This is a genomic window from Lacrimispora sp. YZC11 (assembly GCF_057543815.1).
This window is the reverse complement of the sequence record NZ_BAAJYQ010000006.1, coordinates 93,239-111,943: the sequence shown is the minus strand read 5'-3', so window position 1 is coordinate 111,943 and position 18,705 is coordinate 93,239. Positions and strand designations below refer to the sequence as shown.

18 protein-coding genes, 1 other RNA gene and 2 pseudogenes are annotated in these 18,705 nt (G+C 42.4%); 17 read left to right on the top strand and 4 right to left on the bottom strand.

The genetic code is table 11. From position 1 onward, the window contains the following. Positions 1-110 precede the first annotated feature (110 nt). The 12 genes from AC27IJ_RS06775 (at position 111) to AC27IJ_RS06720 (ending at position 13,549) form a co-directional block, all read left to right on the top strand. Positions 111-1,505, top strand: a complete 1,395-nt coding sequence (locus AC27IJ_RS06775) for an amidohydrolase (protein ID WP_312501155.1) — start codon at positions 111-113, stop codon at positions 1,503-1,505. A 33-nt stretch (positions 1,506-1,538) separates the two neighbouring features. Then, on the top strand, positions 1,539-2,300 hold the full coding sequence (locus tag AC27IJ_RS06770; protein WP_312443248.1) for a MerR family transcriptional regulator: 762 nt from the start codon (positions 1,539-1,541) through the stop codon (positions 2,298-2,300). A gap of 38 nt (positions 2,301-2,338) precedes the next feature. Next, complete coding sequence (locus AC27IJ_RS06765) at positions 2,339-3,403, top strand: BMP family protein (protein WP_312443249.1); 1,065 nt, start codon at positions 2,339-2,341, stop codon at positions 3,401-3,403. Positions 3,404-3,414: 11 nt separating this feature from the next. Continuing rightward, the gene (locus AC27IJ_RS06760) at positions 3,415-4,944 is read left to right on the top strand and encodes an ABC transporter ATP-binding protein (RefSeq protein ID WP_312501154.1); all 1,530 of its coding nucleotides are present in this window, start codon (positions 3,415-3,417) and stop codon (positions 4,942-4,944) included. Beyond that, positions 4,941-5,975, top strand: a complete 1,035-nt coding sequence (locus tag AC27IJ_RS06755) for an ABC transporter permease (protein WP_312443251.1) — start codon at positions 4,941-4,943, stop codon at positions 5,973-5,975. Before AC27IJ_RS06760 ends, AC27IJ_RS06755 begins: the two co-directional genes overlap by 4 nt. Further along, positions 5,976-6,917 (top strand): ABC transporter permease, encoded by a 942-nt coding sequence (locus AC27IJ_RS06750; RefSeq protein ID WP_313257461.1) that lies wholly within the window; start codon positions 5,976-5,978, stop codon positions 6,915-6,917. A 258-nt stretch (positions 6,918-7,175) separates the two neighbouring features. Next, on the top strand, positions 7,176-9,434 hold the full coding sequence (locus AC27IJ_RS06745) for a ribonucleoside-diphosphate reductase subunit alpha (protein WP_312443254.1): 2,259 nt from the start codon (positions 7,176-7,178) through the stop codon (positions 9,432-9,434). Between the two features lie 47 nt (positions 9,435-9,481). Then, positions 9,482-10,525, top strand: coding sequence for a ribonucleotide-diphosphate reductase subunit beta (locus AC27IJ_RS06740; RefSeq protein ID WP_312443255.1), 1,044 nt, complete (start codon positions 9,482-9,484; stop codon positions 10,523-10,525). Positions 10,526-10,630: 105 nt separating this feature from the next. Continuing rightward, positions 10,631-11,965: a H2O-forming NADH oxidase gene (gene nox, locus AC27IJ_RS06735; protein WP_487148124.1), complete on the top strand. Its 1,335-nt coding sequence runs from the start codon at positions 10,631-10,633 to the stop codon at positions 11,963-11,965. 210 nt (positions 11,966-12,175) lie between these two features. Further along, positions 12,176-12,518: a transfer-messenger RNA gene (ssrA, locus tag AC27IJ_RS06730) on the top strand. A 346-nt stretch (positions 12,519-12,864) separates the two neighbouring features. Further along, entirely contained in the window at positions 12,865-13,110 is a 246-nt protein-coding gene (locus tag AC27IJ_RS06725) for a hypothetical protein (RefSeq protein WP_312447952.1), read from the top strand. 94 nt (positions 13,111-13,204) lie between these two features. Next, complete coding sequence (locus AC27IJ_RS06720) at positions 13,205-13,549, top strand: DUF3837 family protein (protein ID WP_487148122.1); 345 nt, start codon at positions 13,205-13,207, stop codon at positions 13,547-13,549. Positions 13,550-13,975: 426 nt separating this feature from the next. Here the strand turns inward: AC27IJ_RS06720 and AC27IJ_RS06715 are convergent, their stop codons facing one another. Beyond that, positions 13,976-14,128, bottom strand: a complete 153-nt coding sequence (locus AC27IJ_RS06715; RefSeq protein ID WP_442913735.1) for an IS3 family transposase — start codon at positions 14,126-14,128, stop codon at positions 13,976-13,978. 123 nt (positions 14,129-14,251) lie between these two features. On the opposite strand from AC27IJ_RS06715, the gene AC27IJ_RS06710 reads away from it, so the two are divergent. The 3 genes and pseudogenes from AC27IJ_RS06710 to AC27IJ_RS06700 all read left to right on the top strand — a co-directional run bounded on the left by AC27IJ_RS06710 (position 14,252) and on the right by AC27IJ_RS06700 (position 15,162). Then, the gene (locus tag AC27IJ_RS06710; protein ID WP_312447958.1) at positions 14,252-14,734 is read left to right on the top strand and encodes an RNA polymerase sigma factor; all 483 of its coding nucleotides are present in this window, start codon (positions 14,252-14,254) and stop codon (positions 14,732-14,734) included. Beyond that, positions 14,725-14,793 (top strand): annotated as a pseudogene (locus AC27IJ_RS06705) (DUF3955 domain-containing protein); the annotation flags it as partial. The gene AC27IJ_RS06710 and the pseudogene AC27IJ_RS06705, both read left to right, overlap by 10 nt. A gap of 111 nt (positions 14,794-14,904) precedes the next feature. Beyond that, positions 14,905-15,162, top strand: coding sequence for a DUF3955 domain-containing protein (locus tag AC27IJ_RS06700; protein WP_312448064.1), 258 nt, complete (start codon positions 14,905-14,907; stop codon positions 15,160-15,162). 34 nt (positions 15,163-15,196) lie between these two features. On the opposite strand, the pseudogene AC27IJ_RS06695 reads toward AC27IJ_RS06700, so the two are convergent. Continuing rightward, positions 15,197-15,547, bottom strand: a pseudogene (locus AC27IJ_RS06695) (transposase); the annotation flags it as partial. A gap of 249 nt (positions 15,548-15,796) precedes the next feature. On the opposite strand from AC27IJ_RS06695, the gene catA reads away from it, so the two are divergent. Then, a complete protein-coding gene (gene catA, locus AC27IJ_RS06690; RefSeq protein ID WP_312447962.1) occupies positions 15,797-16,438 on the top strand; it encodes a type A chloramphenicol O-acetyltransferase in 642 nt (213 codons plus the stop codon). 452 nt (positions 16,439-16,890) lie between these two features. Here the strand turns inward: catA and AC27IJ_RS06685 are convergent, their stop codons facing one another. Further along, complete coding sequence (locus AC27IJ_RS06685; protein ID WP_312447964.1) at positions 16,891-17,223, bottom strand: hypothetical protein; 333 nt, start codon at positions 17,221-17,223, stop codon at positions 16,891-16,893. Positions 17,224-17,383: 160 nt separating this feature from the next. Next, on the bottom strand, positions 17,384-17,704 hold the full coding sequence (locus tag AC27IJ_RS06680) for an antibiotic biosynthesis monooxygenase family protein (RefSeq protein ID WP_312501147.1): 321 nt from the start codon (positions 17,702-17,704) through the stop codon (positions 17,384-17,386). A 549-nt stretch (positions 17,705-18,253) separates the two neighbouring features. Between AC27IJ_RS06680 and AC27IJ_RS06675 the strand changes: the two genes are divergently transcribed. After that, positions 18,254-18,694, top strand: coding sequence for a GNAT family N-acetyltransferase (locus tag AC27IJ_RS06675; protein ID WP_312501145.1), 441 nt, complete (start codon positions 18,254-18,256; stop codon positions 18,692-18,694). Positions 18,695-18,705: the final 11 nt, after the last annotated feature.

Sequence of the window (18,705 nt, the reverse complement as noted above, 5' to 3'; positions counted from 1 at the left end):
TTTAATTAATAAATTGTCGTTTCAAGCTTGAACCTATAGTTACTATAGGATATATAATTACCTCGATTTAAAACGGCGGCATGGTGCCGCAATGAAAATGGAGGGATAACATGGCTTCAAAATTTTTGATAAAGAATGCCAAAGCTATTATAACCTGCGATGAAAATGACCATGTGTATAAAGACTCCGATATCCTGATTGAAGGGCCTAAGATTACAGCAATAGGCCCTGGGATTGAGGAAGAAGGCGTACAGGTCATTGACGGGACAGGAAAGTTTGTATACCCGGGACTGATTAACACCCATCATCACTTCTTTCAAACCTTTGTAAGGAATCTGATCACCATCGATTATCCGAACCTGACGGTCATGGACTGGATAGACCGGATCTACCGGATCTTCCAGATCGTTGACAATGATGTCATTTATTATTCCACTCTTACGGCTTTTGCCGACTTAATCAAGCACGGCTGCACCTGCGCCTTTGACCACCAGTACTGCTATACGAAGAAAACCGGCAAGGATCCGGTGGACCGGCAGATGGAGGCGGCAAATCTTTTAGGAATCCGCTATCATGCAGGGAGGGGCAGCAACACTCTTCCCCGGAGTGAGGGCAGCTCTATTCCAGATAATATGCTTGAGACCACTGAAGAATTTTTAAAAGATTGCGAAAGACTTATCCGTCTCTACCATGACCCCAATCCTTATTCCATGCAGCAGATCGTTATGGCGCCCTGCCAGCCGATTAACTGCAGGCCGGATACATTTATTGAAACCGTGGCCGCAGCCAGAAGCATGGGCGTGCGGATGCACACCCATTTAGGAGAAGGGGAGACGGAAGGGATCAAGGCCCGCTACGGAAAGCGCACCCTGGAATGGTGCAGGGATATCGGCTTTATAGGAAAAGACGTCTGGTATGCCCATAACTGGGAAGTGCTGCCGGAAGAATACAGGCTGCTGGCTGAAACAGGAACCGGGATTTCCCATTGTCCTACGCCGGCTGTACTGGGAGGTTTCCCGATTCTTGATATCAAGGCTATGCAGGAAGCGGGCGTACTTATAAGCCTTGGCTGCGACGGGTCCGCGACCAATGACAGCTCCAATCCGCTTGACGCCCTTCGCTCGGCTTATATGATGCAGGCATATCATACAAAGGAAAGAGGCGGATGTGTGTCTGCCTATGATATGTTAAAAATCGCCACCATTAACGGGGCAAAGACCCTTGGAAGGCCGGACCTTGGCTCTCTGGAACCGGAAAAGGCAGCCGATCTGTTTATGATAGATGCAGAAGTCCTGGAGCTTGCGGGAGCAATCCATGACCCGAAAAATATCCTTGCAAGGGTTGGCTTGACAGGAAACGTATGGCTCACTATGATTAATGGAAAAGTGGTTTATAAGGATGGCTTGATCACCGGAGTGGACGAGAAAAGGCTGGCTTCTGAGGGGGAGGCGGTTTGCACAAGGGTGATACGGAAACCAAGCGAGGCATTTCGTCCGTTTTTATAGGCCGCCTGATCATAGAAAGTTGAGGAAAACGGTTTGAAGGACTTTTTATCTATTGGAGAGATGAGCTCCCTTTTCGGGCTGAATATACAGACCCTGTATTATTATGACAGCGTAGACATATTTAAACCCAGGATGCGGGACATGAAAAACGGCAGGAGAAAATATGAATTTGACCAGATTTATGAGCTGGCAACCATATGTTACATGCGAAAGCTTGGATATTCCCTGGAGGAAATTACAAAACAGCGGAGCACACAGCATGCCGGTTCCGCCCTGGAATCTTTAAAGCAGCGCTCTGAGGAGCTTCACAGGCAGTGGATGGAGCTGATTTCCATTGATGAAGCCATTCAGAGAAAGCTTCGGTTTATTGAAGAGGAGATGAAAAATATCCTTACGGATGAAGTCACCATCCGCCATTTTGAAGACAGGGCCTATATTGCAATTGGAGAGGAAGAATTGATCTACCGGCAGAACTCCTTCTATTTTTATCCTACCATTGCCTTTTACCAGGGGGAGAGGAAATATTTCGGAGCCTATTTATATCCCTCTGGGGAGCCTTTGCCGGAGAATTTGAGAGAGAACCAGATCCGTAAAATCCCCGCCGGTGATTTTCTGTGCGGCTATCACCTTGGTTCTTATGAGACGGTTCCCGCTACCATCAGGCGCATCCGGAAAGCAAGACCGGATCTGGATTTTGAAGATCTTACCATTAACTTTAATATTCTGGATCAGTTTGTGGAAAACCAAAGCTCCAATTATATCACCCATACCCAGATCCGGATATTGAAACCATAACACAACGACCCAATTGACAACACGAGAGGAGAATTATTATGAAAAACATGAAAAAGCTGGCAGCCCTGGTTCTTGCTGCATCCATGGCGGCCGCATCCTTAGCTGGCTGCGGTAAAAAGGCAGAGACAAAAGCGGAGACCTCTAAAACCTCTGAAACCTCTGAGACTACAGAGACTTCTAAAGCCTCCGAGACCTCTAAAACTTTCAAGGTAGCGCTTTGTCTTTCCGGCGCGGCAAATGACATGGGCTGGTGCCAGTCTGCTTATGAAGGATTAAAGCTTCTGGAATCCGATTATGGCTGTGAGACCGCTTATACGGAAAATCTGACTCCTGATGACATTGAGGCCGCATTTGCCGATTATGCCGCCAATGGCTATGACGTGGTAATCGGTCACGGCTATGAGTTCGGTGATCCTGCCGTAGAAGTGGCAGAACAGTATCCGGATACAAAATTCATTGTAACAGAGGGTGAAGTATCCGCCGACAATGTGGCATCCTATGTCACTAAATGCGAAGAGGGCGGTTACATCATGGGAATGCTTGCAGCAGGAATGACAAAAAGCAATAAAATTGGTTTTGTAGGACCCATTCAGGGCTCGTCTCTTGTTAAGATCATGAATGGTTTTGAGGATGGAGCGAAGTCTGTGAACCCAGACATTGAAGTCCAGACCGCCTGGACCGGTTCCTTTACGGATACGGCTCTGGGAAAAGAAGCTGCCCAGGCCATGATTGACAACGGAGCCGATGTCATAGGTCATTGCGCCAATGAATCCGGTACAGGAGCCATTAATGCGGCAAAGGAAGCAAACGTCTATGCAACCGGCGATTCCTATGACCAGAATGGACTGGCTCCGGAAACAGTGCTTTCTTCTTCCGTATACCACATCCCCAAGGTGATTGAAACTGCATTTCAGACGGTGTCAGATGGAAGCTTTGCAGGAGCAATCTATGAACTTGGCATGAAAGAAGGTGCGGTGAGCATTGCCTCATACCACGAGCTGGAAGACAAAGTTCCGGATGAGGTGAAGGCTGAAATTGAGAAAAAGGTATCTGCCATTGCAGCCGGAGAATTTACTGTGCCATGTGATACAAAGGTCAGATAGGGAGCATTCATATGCCATTATTGGAGATGAAACATATTACAAAGGCATTTTCCGGCGTGTATGCCAATGAGGATGTAAGCCTGTCTGTGGAAAAAGGGGAGATCCATGCCCTTCTGGGGGAAAATGGAGCCGGGAAGACCACGCTGATGAACATATTATTCGGCATTTACCAGTCAGACGGTGGGGAGATTCTCTATAAAGGAGAGGCAGTTCAGTTTAAGTCTCCGGCCGATGCCATAAGCCAGGGGATCGGCATGGTCCATCAGCATTTTTCTCTTGTAAACCGAATGACAGTGCTTGATAACATTATTCTTGGATCCGGCGGTAAGAGAGAGGTTCTTGACAGAAAAAGAGCCTCAGAAGAAATCTGTTTGCTGGTAGAAAAATACGGCCTTTATGTAAAGCCTGACGAACAGGTTGGCAGCTTATCCGTAGGAGAACAGCAGAGGGTGGAGATTTTAAAGGCTTTATACCGGAAGGCCGACTTACTTATATTAGATGAACCCACAGGAGTTTTGACTCCTCAGGAAACAGAAAATTTCTTTCATGTATTAAGGCGGTTAAAGGATGAGGGGCACGGAATTATCATCATTACCCATCGCTTGAGTGAGATCATGGCAATCAGCGACAGAGTTACCATTTTGAGAGATGGAAAGTCAGTGAATAATTTAGTCACGTCAGATACCACGCCCGAGGAATTATCTGCCTTCATGATCGGCAGACCGCTTTCTGCTAAAACGGAGGAAAGGAAAAAAACGTCAAAGGAAGCAGCATTAAGCCTTGAAGGCATTTCTTTATCAAAAAAGCGTGGAAGCAAAAAGGCTTTGGATAATATCTGCCTTACGGTATATAAAGGAGAGATCCTTGGAATCGCCGGAGTGGAAGGTAACGGGCAGAAGGAGCTTGCCGAGGTGATCACGGGAATCTGTAAGCATACGGGGGGAAGCATCGCCTTTGATGGGGAGGCCATTGACAGCCGGTCTGTGAGAGATCGTTTTCATAAGGGCATTTCCTATATATCCGATGACCGGCACAAGGACAGTCTGGTTGTGGATATGACTGTAACGGAAAACATGATCCTGCGCACTTACAACCGGGCTCCTTTCTCTAAAAGATGGATTCTGGATTATAAAAAGGCAGAGAACCGGGCTTTAGAAGCCGTTGCAGAGTATGGAATCCGCACATCAGGAAAAAGCGGGACAAGAACGCCGGTAAAGCTTATGAGCGGCGGAAACCAGCAAAAGGTAATCTTGTCCCGTGAGATATCCCAGGAGGCCAGGCTCATTGTGGCCAGCCAGCCTACCAGAGGGCTGGACATCGGAGCGACGGAATTTGTACATCAGACACTTATTAAGCAGAAGAACCAGGGGAAAAGCGTTTTGCTCATTTCTGCAGATTTAGATGAGATCCTTTCCTTAAGCGACCGGATCGCAGTGATGTTTGAAGGCCGGATTATGGGGATCCTTGACAGGAAAGAAGCGGATGTATTTAAAATCGGGCTTTACATGGGCGGAGTGACGGATAAAGGAGGAACGCCATGAATCACATGAAAAAATGGAAGGCTGTGGAAATGGCGAAGATCGTGTTCATTTCCATAGCTGTGGCGGCCATTCTTGTCATTTTATCAGGAGCCGATCCTTTCACGGCAAGCCGGATGTTTTTTAACGGAATCTTCGGCAATGTGAGCGGTTTCGGGGAAGTGTTTGTAAAAGCGACTCCTTTGATTCTCACCGGACTTGGCTGTTCGGTGGCCTTTCGGACCGGATTTTTTAATATCGGTGCGGAAGGACAATTCTACATAGGAGCTCTTGCATCTGCCTGGGTAGCTTTAAATGCCACCGGTGTGACCGGGGTTTTCCGGATCATTCTTGCCATTGGCTGCGGATTTATCTTTGGAGGATTATGGGCTCTTATAGCAGCCTTACTAAAGGCAAAGCTTGGAATATCAGAAATCATATGCACCATTATGCTTAACTATATTTCCGTGAATCTCTTGGGAATCGCAGTCCGCACCTTTCTCATGGATCCGGCAGGAAGCATTCCTCAATCTGAAAAAATAGATGCATCTGTTACACTTTTACGTTTTCTTAAGCCGACCAGAGTTCATACTGGCATCTTTATAGCCCTTGGAGCCGTGCTCTTTGTATGGTTTCTCATGGAAAAGACGACCTCAGGCTATGAATTCAAAGCTGTGGGCTTTAATAAACGGGCAGCAGCATGCAGCGGCATTTCCGTGGTGAAGAATATAATCCTGTCAGCGGTGTTAAGCGGAGGCCTGGCGGGAATTGCGGGGGCTGTGGAGGTACTGGGAGTCCAGAAAAAGCTGCTTGAGGGAATTTCAGGAGGCTGTGGCTATACGGCAATCCTTATAACTCTTTTGGCTTTCAATCACCCGGGTGGCGTGCTTTTTGTTTCTGTTTTATTTGCGGCATTGGAAGTAGGCGCAAACTCCATGCAAAGGCAGATGGGGATTCCCTCTGCGATTGTAGACTTTCTGATCGGATTTATTGTACTGCTTATCCTGGGCAGAGAGCTTCTTACGGGCAAAATGAGAGCAAAGGAGGGGAACTAGATGATACATCAGATACTAACCGCCAGTTTTCTGACTGCCTTTTTGTCGGCAGCAGTGCGGATGGCCGTGCCTCTTGCCTATGCAGGGCTTGGGGAAACAATATCGGAAAAATGCGGAATACTGAATATCGGAATGGAGGGCGTCATGCTTTCCGGCGCTTTTTTCTCCTTTGCAGGCACATTTTTCTCGGGAAGCATTCTAATAGGGCTTCTTTGCGGCATGGCGGGAGGAGCGGCTGTCAGCATGCTTCACGGAGTCCTGTCCATCAGGCTTTCTAAGGACCAGTCGGTCAGCGGAATTGCCATAAATATTTTTGTACTGGGTGTTACCAGCTTCCTGTATAAGCTGATGTCCGGCGGACAGTCTTATCAGCAGATCGAACCTCTTTTAAAAGTCCGGATACCGGTGCTTGCTGATATTCCGCTCATTGGAAATGCACTTTTTCATCAGGATATTCTAACCTATCTGATATATTTTCTAGTCATGGGAGTATCATTTTTTTATAAAAGAACAAACACAGGGCTTTCCTTTGCCGCCATCGGTGAAAGCCCCCGCGCCGCGGATTCGGCGGGGATACCGGTTTACCGGTACCAGTATATTTCCATGGTGTTAAACGGAGTCCTGGGCGGGATTGGCGGTGCTTATCTGGTTCTGGTGCAGGTGGGGAATTTTTCGGAAAATATGACCTCCGGGCGAGGGTATATTGCTCTGGCGGCTGTCATTCTGGGGCGTTACCTTCCTTTCGGTATGCTGGGAGCTGCTTTTTTGTTCGGCTCAGCCAATGCGCTGCAGATCCGTTTGCAGGCTGTGGGAGTTCCCCTTCCCTCCCAGGCATTGTCCATGCTTCCTTATCTGATCACGTTAGCGGCACTGTTGGGTTCCGCTCATAAAAATCACGGGCCTGAAAGTCTTGGGAAGCCTTATGTGCGCGGCGCCAGATAAGGTTTTTTAAGTCTTCCTGACCAGGAAATTCCTTTCAATGATAACGCTTGAAATCTTACTTTGTAAGGCTTCAGGCGTTTTTTTAATAATTAATTTTACGGCCTTTGTTTGGGGATAATAAAAGGAGAAAATAAATCAGAGGCGAACATTTTGTATCTCGGTGGTTGAAATTAACTATATGTTGTGGTATATTTTTACATATGAGATCAATAACAGTTATTCATATTAATATAAAACTTGGAATGGCGGGAATTATAAATGGAAAAAACAGTTGGAAAACAGGAAATCCTGGAATATTTTAAAGAGGTGCCGGAGCTGGAAGGAGTTTTAGACGGAATCCGGAAGGATTGGGATTCCACATCATATGGCCTCTGTCACCTCTCCGTTAAATTCACAGGGTTCTGTAAGAAAAATATGAACCTTGGTGAACGGTTTAAGGCGCTCACCCAGGCAGCGGTGGAGCTGACAACCCAGGAGGCACCGGACTGGGAGTATATAGGAGCAAGACTGCTCATGCTGCGCTTTGAAACCAGGTTAAAGGAAGAGCTGGACCGGAGGAAGATCGGAAGCTTTTACGATAAAATATGTTTTCTGACAGAGGACGGGCTTTACGGGGATTACATTCTGGAGAACTATAAGAAGGATGAAATTGACCGGTATGAAGCGTATATGGACCATAGCAGAAACCATCTGTTCAATTATTCCGGTCTGGAACTGTTGCTAAACCGTTATGTGATCCGCAGCCGCCAGAATGCACCTTTAGAGACGCCCCAGGAAATGTTTCTTGGAATCGCCATGCATCTTGCCATGCTGGAAAAGGATGACCGGGATACCTGGGTAAAGAGGTTTTATGATATGCTCAGTACTTTGAAGGTCACTATGGCAACGCCGACCCTCTCAAACGCAAGAAAGCCTTACCATCAGCTTTCCTCCTGTTTTATCGATACCGTTCCGGACAGCTTAGATGGCATTTACCGAAGTATAGACAGCTTTGCAAAGGTCAGTAAGTTCGGAGGAGGCATGGGCCTTTATTTTGGAAAAGTCCGCGCCGCAGGGAGTGCGATCCGCGGCTTTAAGGGGGCTGCCGGTGGTGTGATCCGTTGGATCAAGCTGGCGAATGATACGGCTGTGGCAGTAGACCAGCTGGGGGTGCGGCAGGGAGCTGTGGCGGTTTACCTGGATGTCTGGCACAAGGATCTGCCGGAGTTTCTGACTCTTAAGACCAATAATGGGGACGACCGCATGAAAGCCCATGATGTTTTTCCGGCTGTCTGTTATCCCAACCTGTTCTGGAAGCAAGCAAAAGAGAATATAGAGGGAGACTGGTATTTAATGTGCCCTCATGAAATCCTGACAATAAAGGGCTGGGCCTTGGAGGACTCTTATGGAGCCCAATGGGAGGAGCGCTACTTGGACTGTGTCAACGACAGCCGCATTCACAAGCGGATCATTCCCATAAAAGACATCATCCGCCTGGTTTTAAAGAGCGCTGTGGAAACAGGAACGCCCTTTACCTTTAACCGGGATATAGTCAATGAAGCCAATCCCAACAGCCACAGCGGTATTATTTACTGCAGCAACCTGTGTACGGAAATTGCCCAGAACATGAGCGGGGTTGACCAGGTGGATCAGCAGATACAGACAGTGGACGGAGAGACTGTGGTGGTCACCGTAACAAAACCGGGAGATTTTGTAGTGTGCAACTTAGCCAGCCTTTCCCTGGGAAAGATTGACCTTAAGGACGATCGTGAGCTGATGGAGTTAACAAGAAGTGCGGTCCGGGCATTGGACAATGTGATTGATTTGAATTTTTTCCCTGTGCCCTATGCAAAGGTCACCAACCTCCGCTACCGTCCGGTGGGACTGGGAGTAAGCGGATATCATCATATGCTGGCAAAGAACGGGATTTCCTGGGAGTCAGAGGAACATCTGAAATTTGCCGACAGGGTGTTTGAGGCAATCAATTACGCGGCAATTGAAGCAAGCTGTGATTTTGCCGGAGAAAAAGGAAAATATGACCTGTACGAAGGCAGTGAATGGCAGACAGGTGCTTATTTTAATAAACGGGGATATTGCTCTGAAAAGTGGAAGCTCCTACAGAAAAAGGTGGCAGCAAAAGGCATAAGAAATGGCTGGCTCATCGCCATCGCGCCAACCAGCAGCACCAGCATGATCGCCGGAACCACGGCAGGACTGGATCCTGTCATGAACCGGTATTATCTGGAGGAAAAAAAGAACGGTCTGGTTCCCCGGGTGGCCCCGGACTTATCGCCGGAAACATTTTGGAAATATAAAAATGCCCATTATATTGACCAAAGCTGGTCTGTACGGGCGGCTGGAATCCGGCAGCGCCATGTGGACCAGGCCCAGAGCATGAACCTTTATATAACCAATGATTACACCCTCCGTCAGGTGCTGGGGCTTTATATCCTGGCATGGGAACAAGGTGTAAAAACCATTTACTACATCCGTTCCAAAAGCCTGGAAGTGGATGAATGCGAAGCCTGCTCCAGCTAAGGCGGACGATAGACGAAAATAAAATAAGAGAGTCTGGAGAGATTGATATGGAACAATTAAAAAAAAGACCCCTATTTCATCCCGATGGGGAGATTGAGGTAAGGAAACGGCGGATGATTAACGGCAACACAACAAACCTCAATGATTTTAACAATATGAAATACACCTGGGTAAGCGACTGGTACCGGCAGGCGATGAATAATTTCTGGATACCTGAAGAAATTAATCTAAGCAGGGACAGGAAGGATTATCCCTTATTAAGTCCGCAGGAGCGGAGAGCTTATGATAAGATACTATCCTTTCTGGTGTTTTTAGACAGCATCCAGACCGCTAATTTACCGGCCCTGGGAGAATATGTGACTGCCAATGAGATCAATCTCTGCCTTTCCATTCAAACCTTTCAGGAGGCGGTACACAGCCAGAGCTACAGCTATATGCTGGATACCATCTGTGAACCTCAGACACGGAATGAGGTGCTCTATCTGTGGAAGAGCGACCCCCATCTTCTTGCCCGCAATACCTTTATCGGCGACCTGTACAATGAGTTTCAAAAGGACAAGAGTGCATTTGCTTTCATGAAAACGGTTGTGGCTAATTTTATTCTGGAAGGCGTGTATTTTTACAGCGGATTCATGTTCTTCTATAACCTGGGACGGAACCATAAAATGACCGGCTCCTCCCAGGAGATCCGTTACATTAACCGGGATGAGAACACTCATTTGTGGCTGTTCCGCAATATCATTCTGGAACTGGAAAAAGAAGAACCGGAGCTTTTTACCAGGGAACGGGTGGAGATTTACCGGGGCATGATAAGGGAAGGCTGTGAGCAGGAAATCACCTGGGGCTGCTATGCCATCGGAGATGAAGTACCAGGGCTTACAAGGGAAATGATCACAGACTATATCATGTATCTGGGAAATTTACGCTGTGCAAGCCTTGGCTGGGAGCGGATTTATGAGGGCCATGACAGGGAACCGGAAAGCATGTTATGGGTTAATCAGTACAGCAATGCCAATTTGATCAAAACTGATTTTTTTGAAGCGAAAAGTACGGCCTATGCAAAAAGCAGTGCTCTGGTGGATGACCTGTAGCAGGTAAAGTTTTGCCGTAAAAAACAGGTGAATTTCGATAATAATAATTGTTTTTATTTTAACGATGTGTTATAATAAGAAAAACAATTATTAAGGAGGCTATTTATGGAACGCATTGTGGTAATTGGCGCAAACCATGCCGGAACGGCAGCAATAAATACAATTTTAGATAATTATAAGGACAAGAAAGTCATTATATTTGATTCCAATGACAACATCAGTTTTCTGGGCTGTGGTATGGCTCTTTGGATTGGGGACCAGATTCACTCCTCCGATGGCCTGTTTTATTGCAGCAAAGATATTTTTGAAGAAAAGGGCGCAAAGGTCTACATGGAAACCAAAGTGGACCGCATTGATTATGATAATAAGATTGTTTACGCTGTGGGAAAGTATGGACAGAGATACCAGCAGGAATACGATAAACTGATTCTTGCGTCAGGTTCTCTGCCCATATCTCCTGATATTGAAGGAAAAGAGCTGGACAACGTCCAATTTGTGAAGCTGTTTCAGAATGCGAAGGATGTCATTGATAAGCTGCACCATGACTCTATAAAGGATGTAGTTGTGGTAGGGGCAGGGTATATCGGCGTTGAATTAGCGGAAGCTTTCCGCCGTGTGGGAAAAAATGTCACCCTGATCGACAATATGCACACCTGTCTGTCAAGCTATTACGATCAGGAGTTTTCAGATATTATGTCCGAAAACCTGGCAAGCCATGGCATTCAGGTGGTTTATAACGAAATCGTGACAAAGCTTGAAGGAAACGGCAAGGTGGAAAAGGTGGTCACCGATAAAAAGAAATACCATGCTGATATGGTAATACTGGGAATCGGCTTTAAGCCTAACAACCAGTTAGGCAAGGAGGATCTTGAACTATTCTGCAATGGAGCGTATTTAGTTGACAAACGGCAGCAGACCAGCCGCCTGGATGTATATGCAATCGGCGATTGTGCAACCATTTTTGATAACTCCATCCAAAAAACAAACTATATTGCCCTGGCTACCAATGCCGTCCGTTCCGGAATCGTGGCTGCCCATAATGTCTGCGGCACGCCCCTGGAATCCATCGGCGTTCAGGGATCCAATGGAATCTGCATCTGGAATCTGAAGATGGTCTCTACAGGAATTACCTATGCAAAAGCTAAAAAGCTGGGGTATGATGCGGAGGCGGTGGATTATGAGGATACCCAAAAACCGGCCTTTATTGATCATGACAATTACAAGGTGAAAATCAGGATCGTATATGATAAGAAGACCCGCATCATTCTGGGAGCACAATTATGTTCGGAATATGATATTTCCATGGCAATACACATGTTCTCCCTTGCCATTCAGGAACAGGTCACCATCGACCGGTTAAAGCTGACGGATATTTTCTTCCTTCCTCATTTTAATCAGCCCTATAATTATTTTACAATGGCTGCATTGCAGGCGAAATAGATTTTAGCGGATGTGTGCTTTTCCTGCTGTTTAAAACAGAATTTTTGATGAAATGCTTGATAAGAGAAAGCATTAAAAACCAAAAAAAGGAATAAGGTGAATCTTAAGGCAGCATTGCCACAAGTTAATAGCGGCAGGGAAATGCACAGGTCTTGACAATTGATTTCATTCATGTTAGTATGAGAATGCTCTCCAGAAGAGTACCAGTCAGGGGCAGTACTGGTTTCGACAGGGGCTATGCAGCTGGTGAAGCTATCCGCATGCGATGCGTTAAATGGCAAACCTAAATATAAACGCTAACAATAACGAATTAGCTTTAGCTGCTTAATGCAGCTTGTCGGCCTTAAGGCACTCACACTTTAAGATCCCGGCATCGACTATGTGAGAAACGACGTTTGCAAAGCTTTGAGCATACGGTCGTAATATGAAGCTACTGAAGCTGTCAGGGTGTTAGTTCCCGGGCGGTGGAGGGAATGTCAATAAACTAACTATGATAGTAGAAGAACAGGGAATTGGTTTTTGGACACGGGTTCAACTCCCGTCTGCTCCACTCAATGTAAAAAGCCGTTAAATGCCTTTAAATAAAGGGTTTACGGCTTTTTTATTTATGTAAAATTTCAGTCTCAGACCGTTTCGGACCGTTATAAAGTGCTGTAAAACGCTATAAGCGGGGTACAAATGTGGGGGAAATTGTATTTACATGCGTATGCGGGTCAAAATTTGTAACAATAATTTTAGTTGATTTATTCTCTGCTTTTGTTATACTTATTATGTGTATTTATCAAGAGAGTATCTTTACCAATTGGATTAAACTTGTAGGTAAAGTAAAGATATGGTTTAAAAAATTTTCTTCGTGTAATAATCTTTTTATCTAAATAATTAAAAGGAGGCAATAATCAATGCCCAGAGGAGTTCGCAAATCGTCACTTGAAAAACTTCGAGAAGAACTAAAAAGTACACAAGATGCGATAGAGCAATATAAGACTGCCATTAAGACTCAAGAAGAAAGATTAAAACAAATACAAGATGAAATTAAATTGGAAGAATTTAAAGAAGTTTCAACAATACTGGAAGAACAAAATATGTCTATATCGGAATTAAAGGAATTACTTATATCCAAAGCAGAAATTGAACAAAGTATCTGAGTTATATGCCGAGAATCTACATAATGTAGATTTTTGGCATGTTTTTTGAATAAATCAAACTGGAATACATTAATAAAAACAAAGGAAAATCATTATGGTATTTTTTATCAATAAGCAAGCGATAGAGATTAAATCACAGTTTCAAGGAATTCTGCTGACCTCAATAAATGAATGCTGTTGTGCAGTTGGTATTTTGGCAAAGATGTATGTCCTTCCTATGCCAAAGAAATTTGATACCCTAAAAGATATGAAAGAAGATATACTCAAACAAATTGACGGTAGACCTGTACCATCAGAATATGCTTTAAAAATAACTAATATGCTTGATGGATATTTTAAACCAGAAATTATCACAAATGAATTATATGACCTTTTGCAATATGCTTATAATGAGCAGAATGGATTAGAACCTGCATATAAAGCACCTGCATATAGGTGAAAAATAAAGAACTTTATAAATTTCATTTAGACTGTCAAAAGGGCCGTTGTTTCGGTAGATTACTCTAAAGTCATTGGATTACTTTATTAATGAAGCAATGAGTAAAAAAGTAGATGTGGCTTTAAGTAACCATACGGCTGTAGACAATGGTTTGGAACGTATTGCATACTCAAAAAAAAGAATGTCCTATATGCCAAATATTTATATTATCGGGCAGGATGGGTTTCAAAAGTTTCGTCAAGTATTTCGGGTATTGAGTTATGATATGTTAGAAAGATTATGACATAATACTTAGTCAATAAAAATGAATAAATATAGAAAACTACTAACTCGAAGTATGAACCGCTCCCTGTCAAGTAGACAGTATTAAAAATTAAAGGTTTGGAGCTGTCAAGGTTTTGCAGACACAAAGTTAAGCGGATTTTATTAATTTTGTTCTTCAAATTGAGCGGGAGTTATATACCCAAGAGCAGAATGAATCCTTTTGGTATTATAATATAATTCAATGTATTTAAAAATATCATTTCGAGCTTGTTCAGGGGTCTCATAATGAGCAGCCTGAATAAGCTCTCTTTTTATAGATAGTTAGTTGGATATAGGGTAATCTTTAATTAGTGAGTCAAAGAGACACGTTAATATTTAAAAAATAATTGTAACGAATTCGATTCTCCGTAGTCTTATGTATGAAAGCGAGGTGAGAAAGTGACGGACTTCAATGAAATATACAGTCTTTACTTCAAGGATGTCTATAAATATGTTTTGTCAATAAGTAGAGATGAAATGATTGCGGAAGAAATAACACAAGAGACATTTTTTAAGGCTCTAAAAAATATCGATAAATTTGATGGGAAGTGCAAGCTCTATGTGTGGTTATGTCAAATTGCAAAAAATACATTTTTCACATACAAAAAGAAAGAAAAGTATCATGAAAACTTGACTGAGACGGAAGATATTCTTGTTGATTCAACGATAGAGCAGAGCCTGTTATCGAAAGAATCTGTATTTAAAATTCACAAAGAACTTCATAGCTTAGGCGAACCATATAAGGAGGTTTTTATGCTGCGGGTGTTTGGAGATTTATCCTTTTCACAGATAGGGTGCTTATTTGAAAAAACAGAAAGCTGGGCAAGGGTCACTTACCATCGTGCAAAAATGAAATTAAAGGAGAAAATAGAATGCGAATAACCTGCGAAATAATAAAGGACCTGCTCCCATTGTATCACGATAATGTATGCAGTGAGGACAGCCGCAAATTAATTGAGGATCATTTATTAACCTGTGAAAAGTGCCGTGACGAATTGAAGCAGATTGACATAGAGATAAAAACGGTTAAAAATACGGAGGATATAAAAATTATGAACAATATTGCAAAAAAATGGAAACAGGATAGATTGTTATCTTTTTTCACAGGCACATTTCTTTTTTCTATTATAGCTAGTGTCGGGTGCTTGGTGGCATATAATATAATCGGCAGTTATGTGACAGCAGAAGGATTTCTGGTAGAACCGTTTGCTTTGATTCCGCTTTCATACTTGTTTGGATTGGCTGCACTATTGTCAGGCCTTGTTGTGGGGATTCTGGCTATAAAGAGGCGCATGCAAAATGTTAAATAATTTTTTGAAAGATCTTGAGCATTATGTTAGAGGTGCTTTTTCGTTTCCCGGCGCTTTCGTTATTGCCAGGGCATAAACCAGCCCAGGAACAGATGTGTTCGGCTGTTTTGAAATGGCTCATATCAGTACCAATTTCAGCAATGATTGCACAGGAAGCAGTGGTATTGATTCCATAGATGCTGCTTAACTGTTCAACCTGAAGGGCAAAAGGAGCCATTGTTTTTTCCAATGCTACTTCGATTTCTGTAAGATGCGATTTCAGAGAATCATAATGATCCATTAGCATTTTCAGGAAATCCTGTTGGTATTTGGAAAGGGTTCCGTTTACAGCGACCAGAATCTCACCGATATGATTCCGGGTCTTGGTTTTCAGACAGGCATCAAGGGATTCCCTTTCAAACTTGATTCTACAGCAAAAGCAAGCATAAAAAAAGTAGCGGAACCAATACCCTATTTTCATTATGGGCCGTGATAACCCTTCATGATTCGTTGAAAATTTAATATTGATAGTTGGTAGGTATTCTGGTATTCTACTCATGAAGATTATTTATATTTGACGGAGGTAATAAAATGGTTGACACAAACAAGAAAGCCTTCTAAATTCATATTCAAAACAAATTTAGGAGGCAATATAATGAACTTTAATATAATAAATCAAAATGAGTGGAATAGAAAAAATACTTACGATCAATTTTACAATAATTCACCTTGTACATTTAGTATGACGGTGAACATTGACATAACTTCTCTCTACAAAACTGTAAAGTGTAATAAACTAAAGCTATTTCCAACAATTCTATTTGGACTTTCCCATGTTGTAAATTCTCACAAAGAGTTTCGTATGGATTTAAATAGTAACGGACAAGTTGGCTATTATGATGCAAGTAATCCTTGCTACACCATTTTTCATAATGAAACTGAAACATTTACTAATGTGTGGACGGAATATGATTTTGACTATACTGTTTTTATACAAAATTATCATAAAGATATGTTGAAATATGAGAATGATTGTGTAAATTCTAAGCCTATTTTAAGTGGTAATCTTTTCAATGTTTCATGTATTCCTTGGACAAGTTTTACTGGATTTAATCTAAATCTGCAAAAAGGATATGACTATTTTCCACCAATTTTTACGATTGGAAAGTTTTACGAAGAAAATGAGAAATATATGTTACCCTTAGCTTTGCAAGTTCATCATGCTGTTTGTGATGGTTTTCATGCTACAAGATTTATAAATGGATTGCAAGAATGGGCAGATTCATTCATATTATGAGCATAATGGGAAGCCAATAAAATGAAAATGTAAAGAAAACTACTAGCTATCAGTAATTAGGTTAGTAGTTTTTTATTCTCCTAAATTATGTCCTGAGAGACTATAAGGAGAATTAGAATTTGCCTGATAAAAATGGAGAACCGGCAAGAACGGGAGGTCCTGCCGGCTTAGTATGAAGTAGTTTTGTAAAAAGACTGATGGTCTCTTACAGTTATTAATATACCAGGGAAATGTGATGGGAATGTGATGAATAGGTGAATAGTTAATGAAAAGGAGAACAGATGGCAAAGATAAAAATTGAAACAGGGCATGGAGTAGATGGATACGATCGGAGTGTGGAAATGATGAGATTGAGCTTGGGCAGAACTTTTGCCAAGAATGTGGAGAGCCGCTTGAATGGAAAGAGGAATATAATTAGGACCGGGAGGAAGGAAAAGGCATGGGAAAAAATATCAACAGACCCACATACCTTCTTTGGGCAGTTGGTTGGTCGTTTGATAAAGGGATATCATTTTTTGAATCGTTATTAGGGCGAATATATCGAAATTCTCAAAGTTAAATTCGGCATAATAACAGGGCGTAACCTGAATTATTTTATTTTCAATTGCATCTGCAATCGCATTACGGTCATTGAAAAGATGCAAAGGAATTTGAATTCTTCCGTCAAGAGAGTTAAAGATATCCTCATCATATGGAAAACTGAAGTCTGAACCACCATAAGCATAATATGCAATATCATTTTCTGTTTTTAGTAACCTGAATTTGGCATGGATTCCTCGGCTCATATGGATACCTCCTTAAATGATGTTGGACAATTATAATCTTTACCATAATAAAACGATTCCTAAATGTTCTGCCGAGTTTTACTACAATTATTATAACTAATTTATCTGGAATGGCAAGAAAAAGTATATGACAGTTGTTCGATCTCGTCGCAACAGAAAGCTAAATAGGAAACGAGTTATCATACTCGACCTTACAGATTCGAATAGTGTATTCTTCATACCATTTTTGTTTACCCAAAGCTTTTGCGTGCATATGTAAAGTGTTCAACTTCCATTTTTCTATGCTCTCTAGAGAAGTCCAATATGAAACAGTTATTCCTATTCCATCTACATCTCTTACACTGTCGGCTCCTAAAAATCCGTCCTGCTTTGCAGCTTCTGTTACCATTGTTTGTGCCGTTTTGGAATAACCATTATCGCCGTGACTTCTTTTTGATTTGAAAATAACGGCGTAATAGGGCAAATCAAATATTTTGTTCATGCGTTAGCTCTCCTAATTATATTGTTGTAATCATATTTTTTATTATACAATATTATACTATACATAACAACCAAATTAACTTCGGAGCAAGTTCGAGGCATTGACAAAGCCCCTCTGATACAATGTTTTAACATATAATCAGGAGGACATGTAGTGGATTTTATAAGAATTAAGGATGATGTTTCTGCCAGAAGCACCAAATATATCTGAGATAAAAGTTGATAAACGAAAGCCGGAACTTTGAAGGAATTTTTCTACGCGATTTTTCGTGCTAGCCCAAAGGCTGCCACAATATGCTGTGCTCAAGGGTAAAACATTTACGTTGAACAAACGGGGTGCAAATCCACCAATGTACAGTCAAACTTGGTCCTGCCTAATTCGATTCTACAGCAAAAGCAAGCATAAAAAAAGTAGCGGAGCCAATACCCTATTTTCATTATGGGCTGTGATAACCCTTCATGATTCGTTGAAAACTTAATATTGATAATTTGCAAGTTTAATGGTACTCTATTAGCGAAGATTTGAATAATTGGAGAGGGGTAAAACGTTATGATAACATTAAACAGCATCTCACGTGATAACTTTCACGATGTTATTAATCTTTCGGTTTTTGATGAACAAAAAGCTTATGTTGCGAGTAATGTATATTCATTAGCACAAGCAAAAGCGCAGCCTGAATGTGTTCCGTTAGCTGTTTATAACGACAGTGATTTAGTGGGATTTGTGATGTATGGCATGGATTTTGATGATAAAGATTATTGGATAGGTCGTATCATGATAGATAGTAAATATCAGCAAATGGGGTATGGCCGCGCAGCTATGCAGTGCGTATTGTCAATATTGAGACAAGATCCAGATCATGACAAAGTTTATTTGAGCTTTGAACCAGAAAATTTAACGGCAAAGAAATTATACGAAGAACTTGGATTTGTTGCAGATGGCAGAGTAATTGACGGTGAAATTGTATACTGTTTACATTATAGAAAATAAGTATAATATTA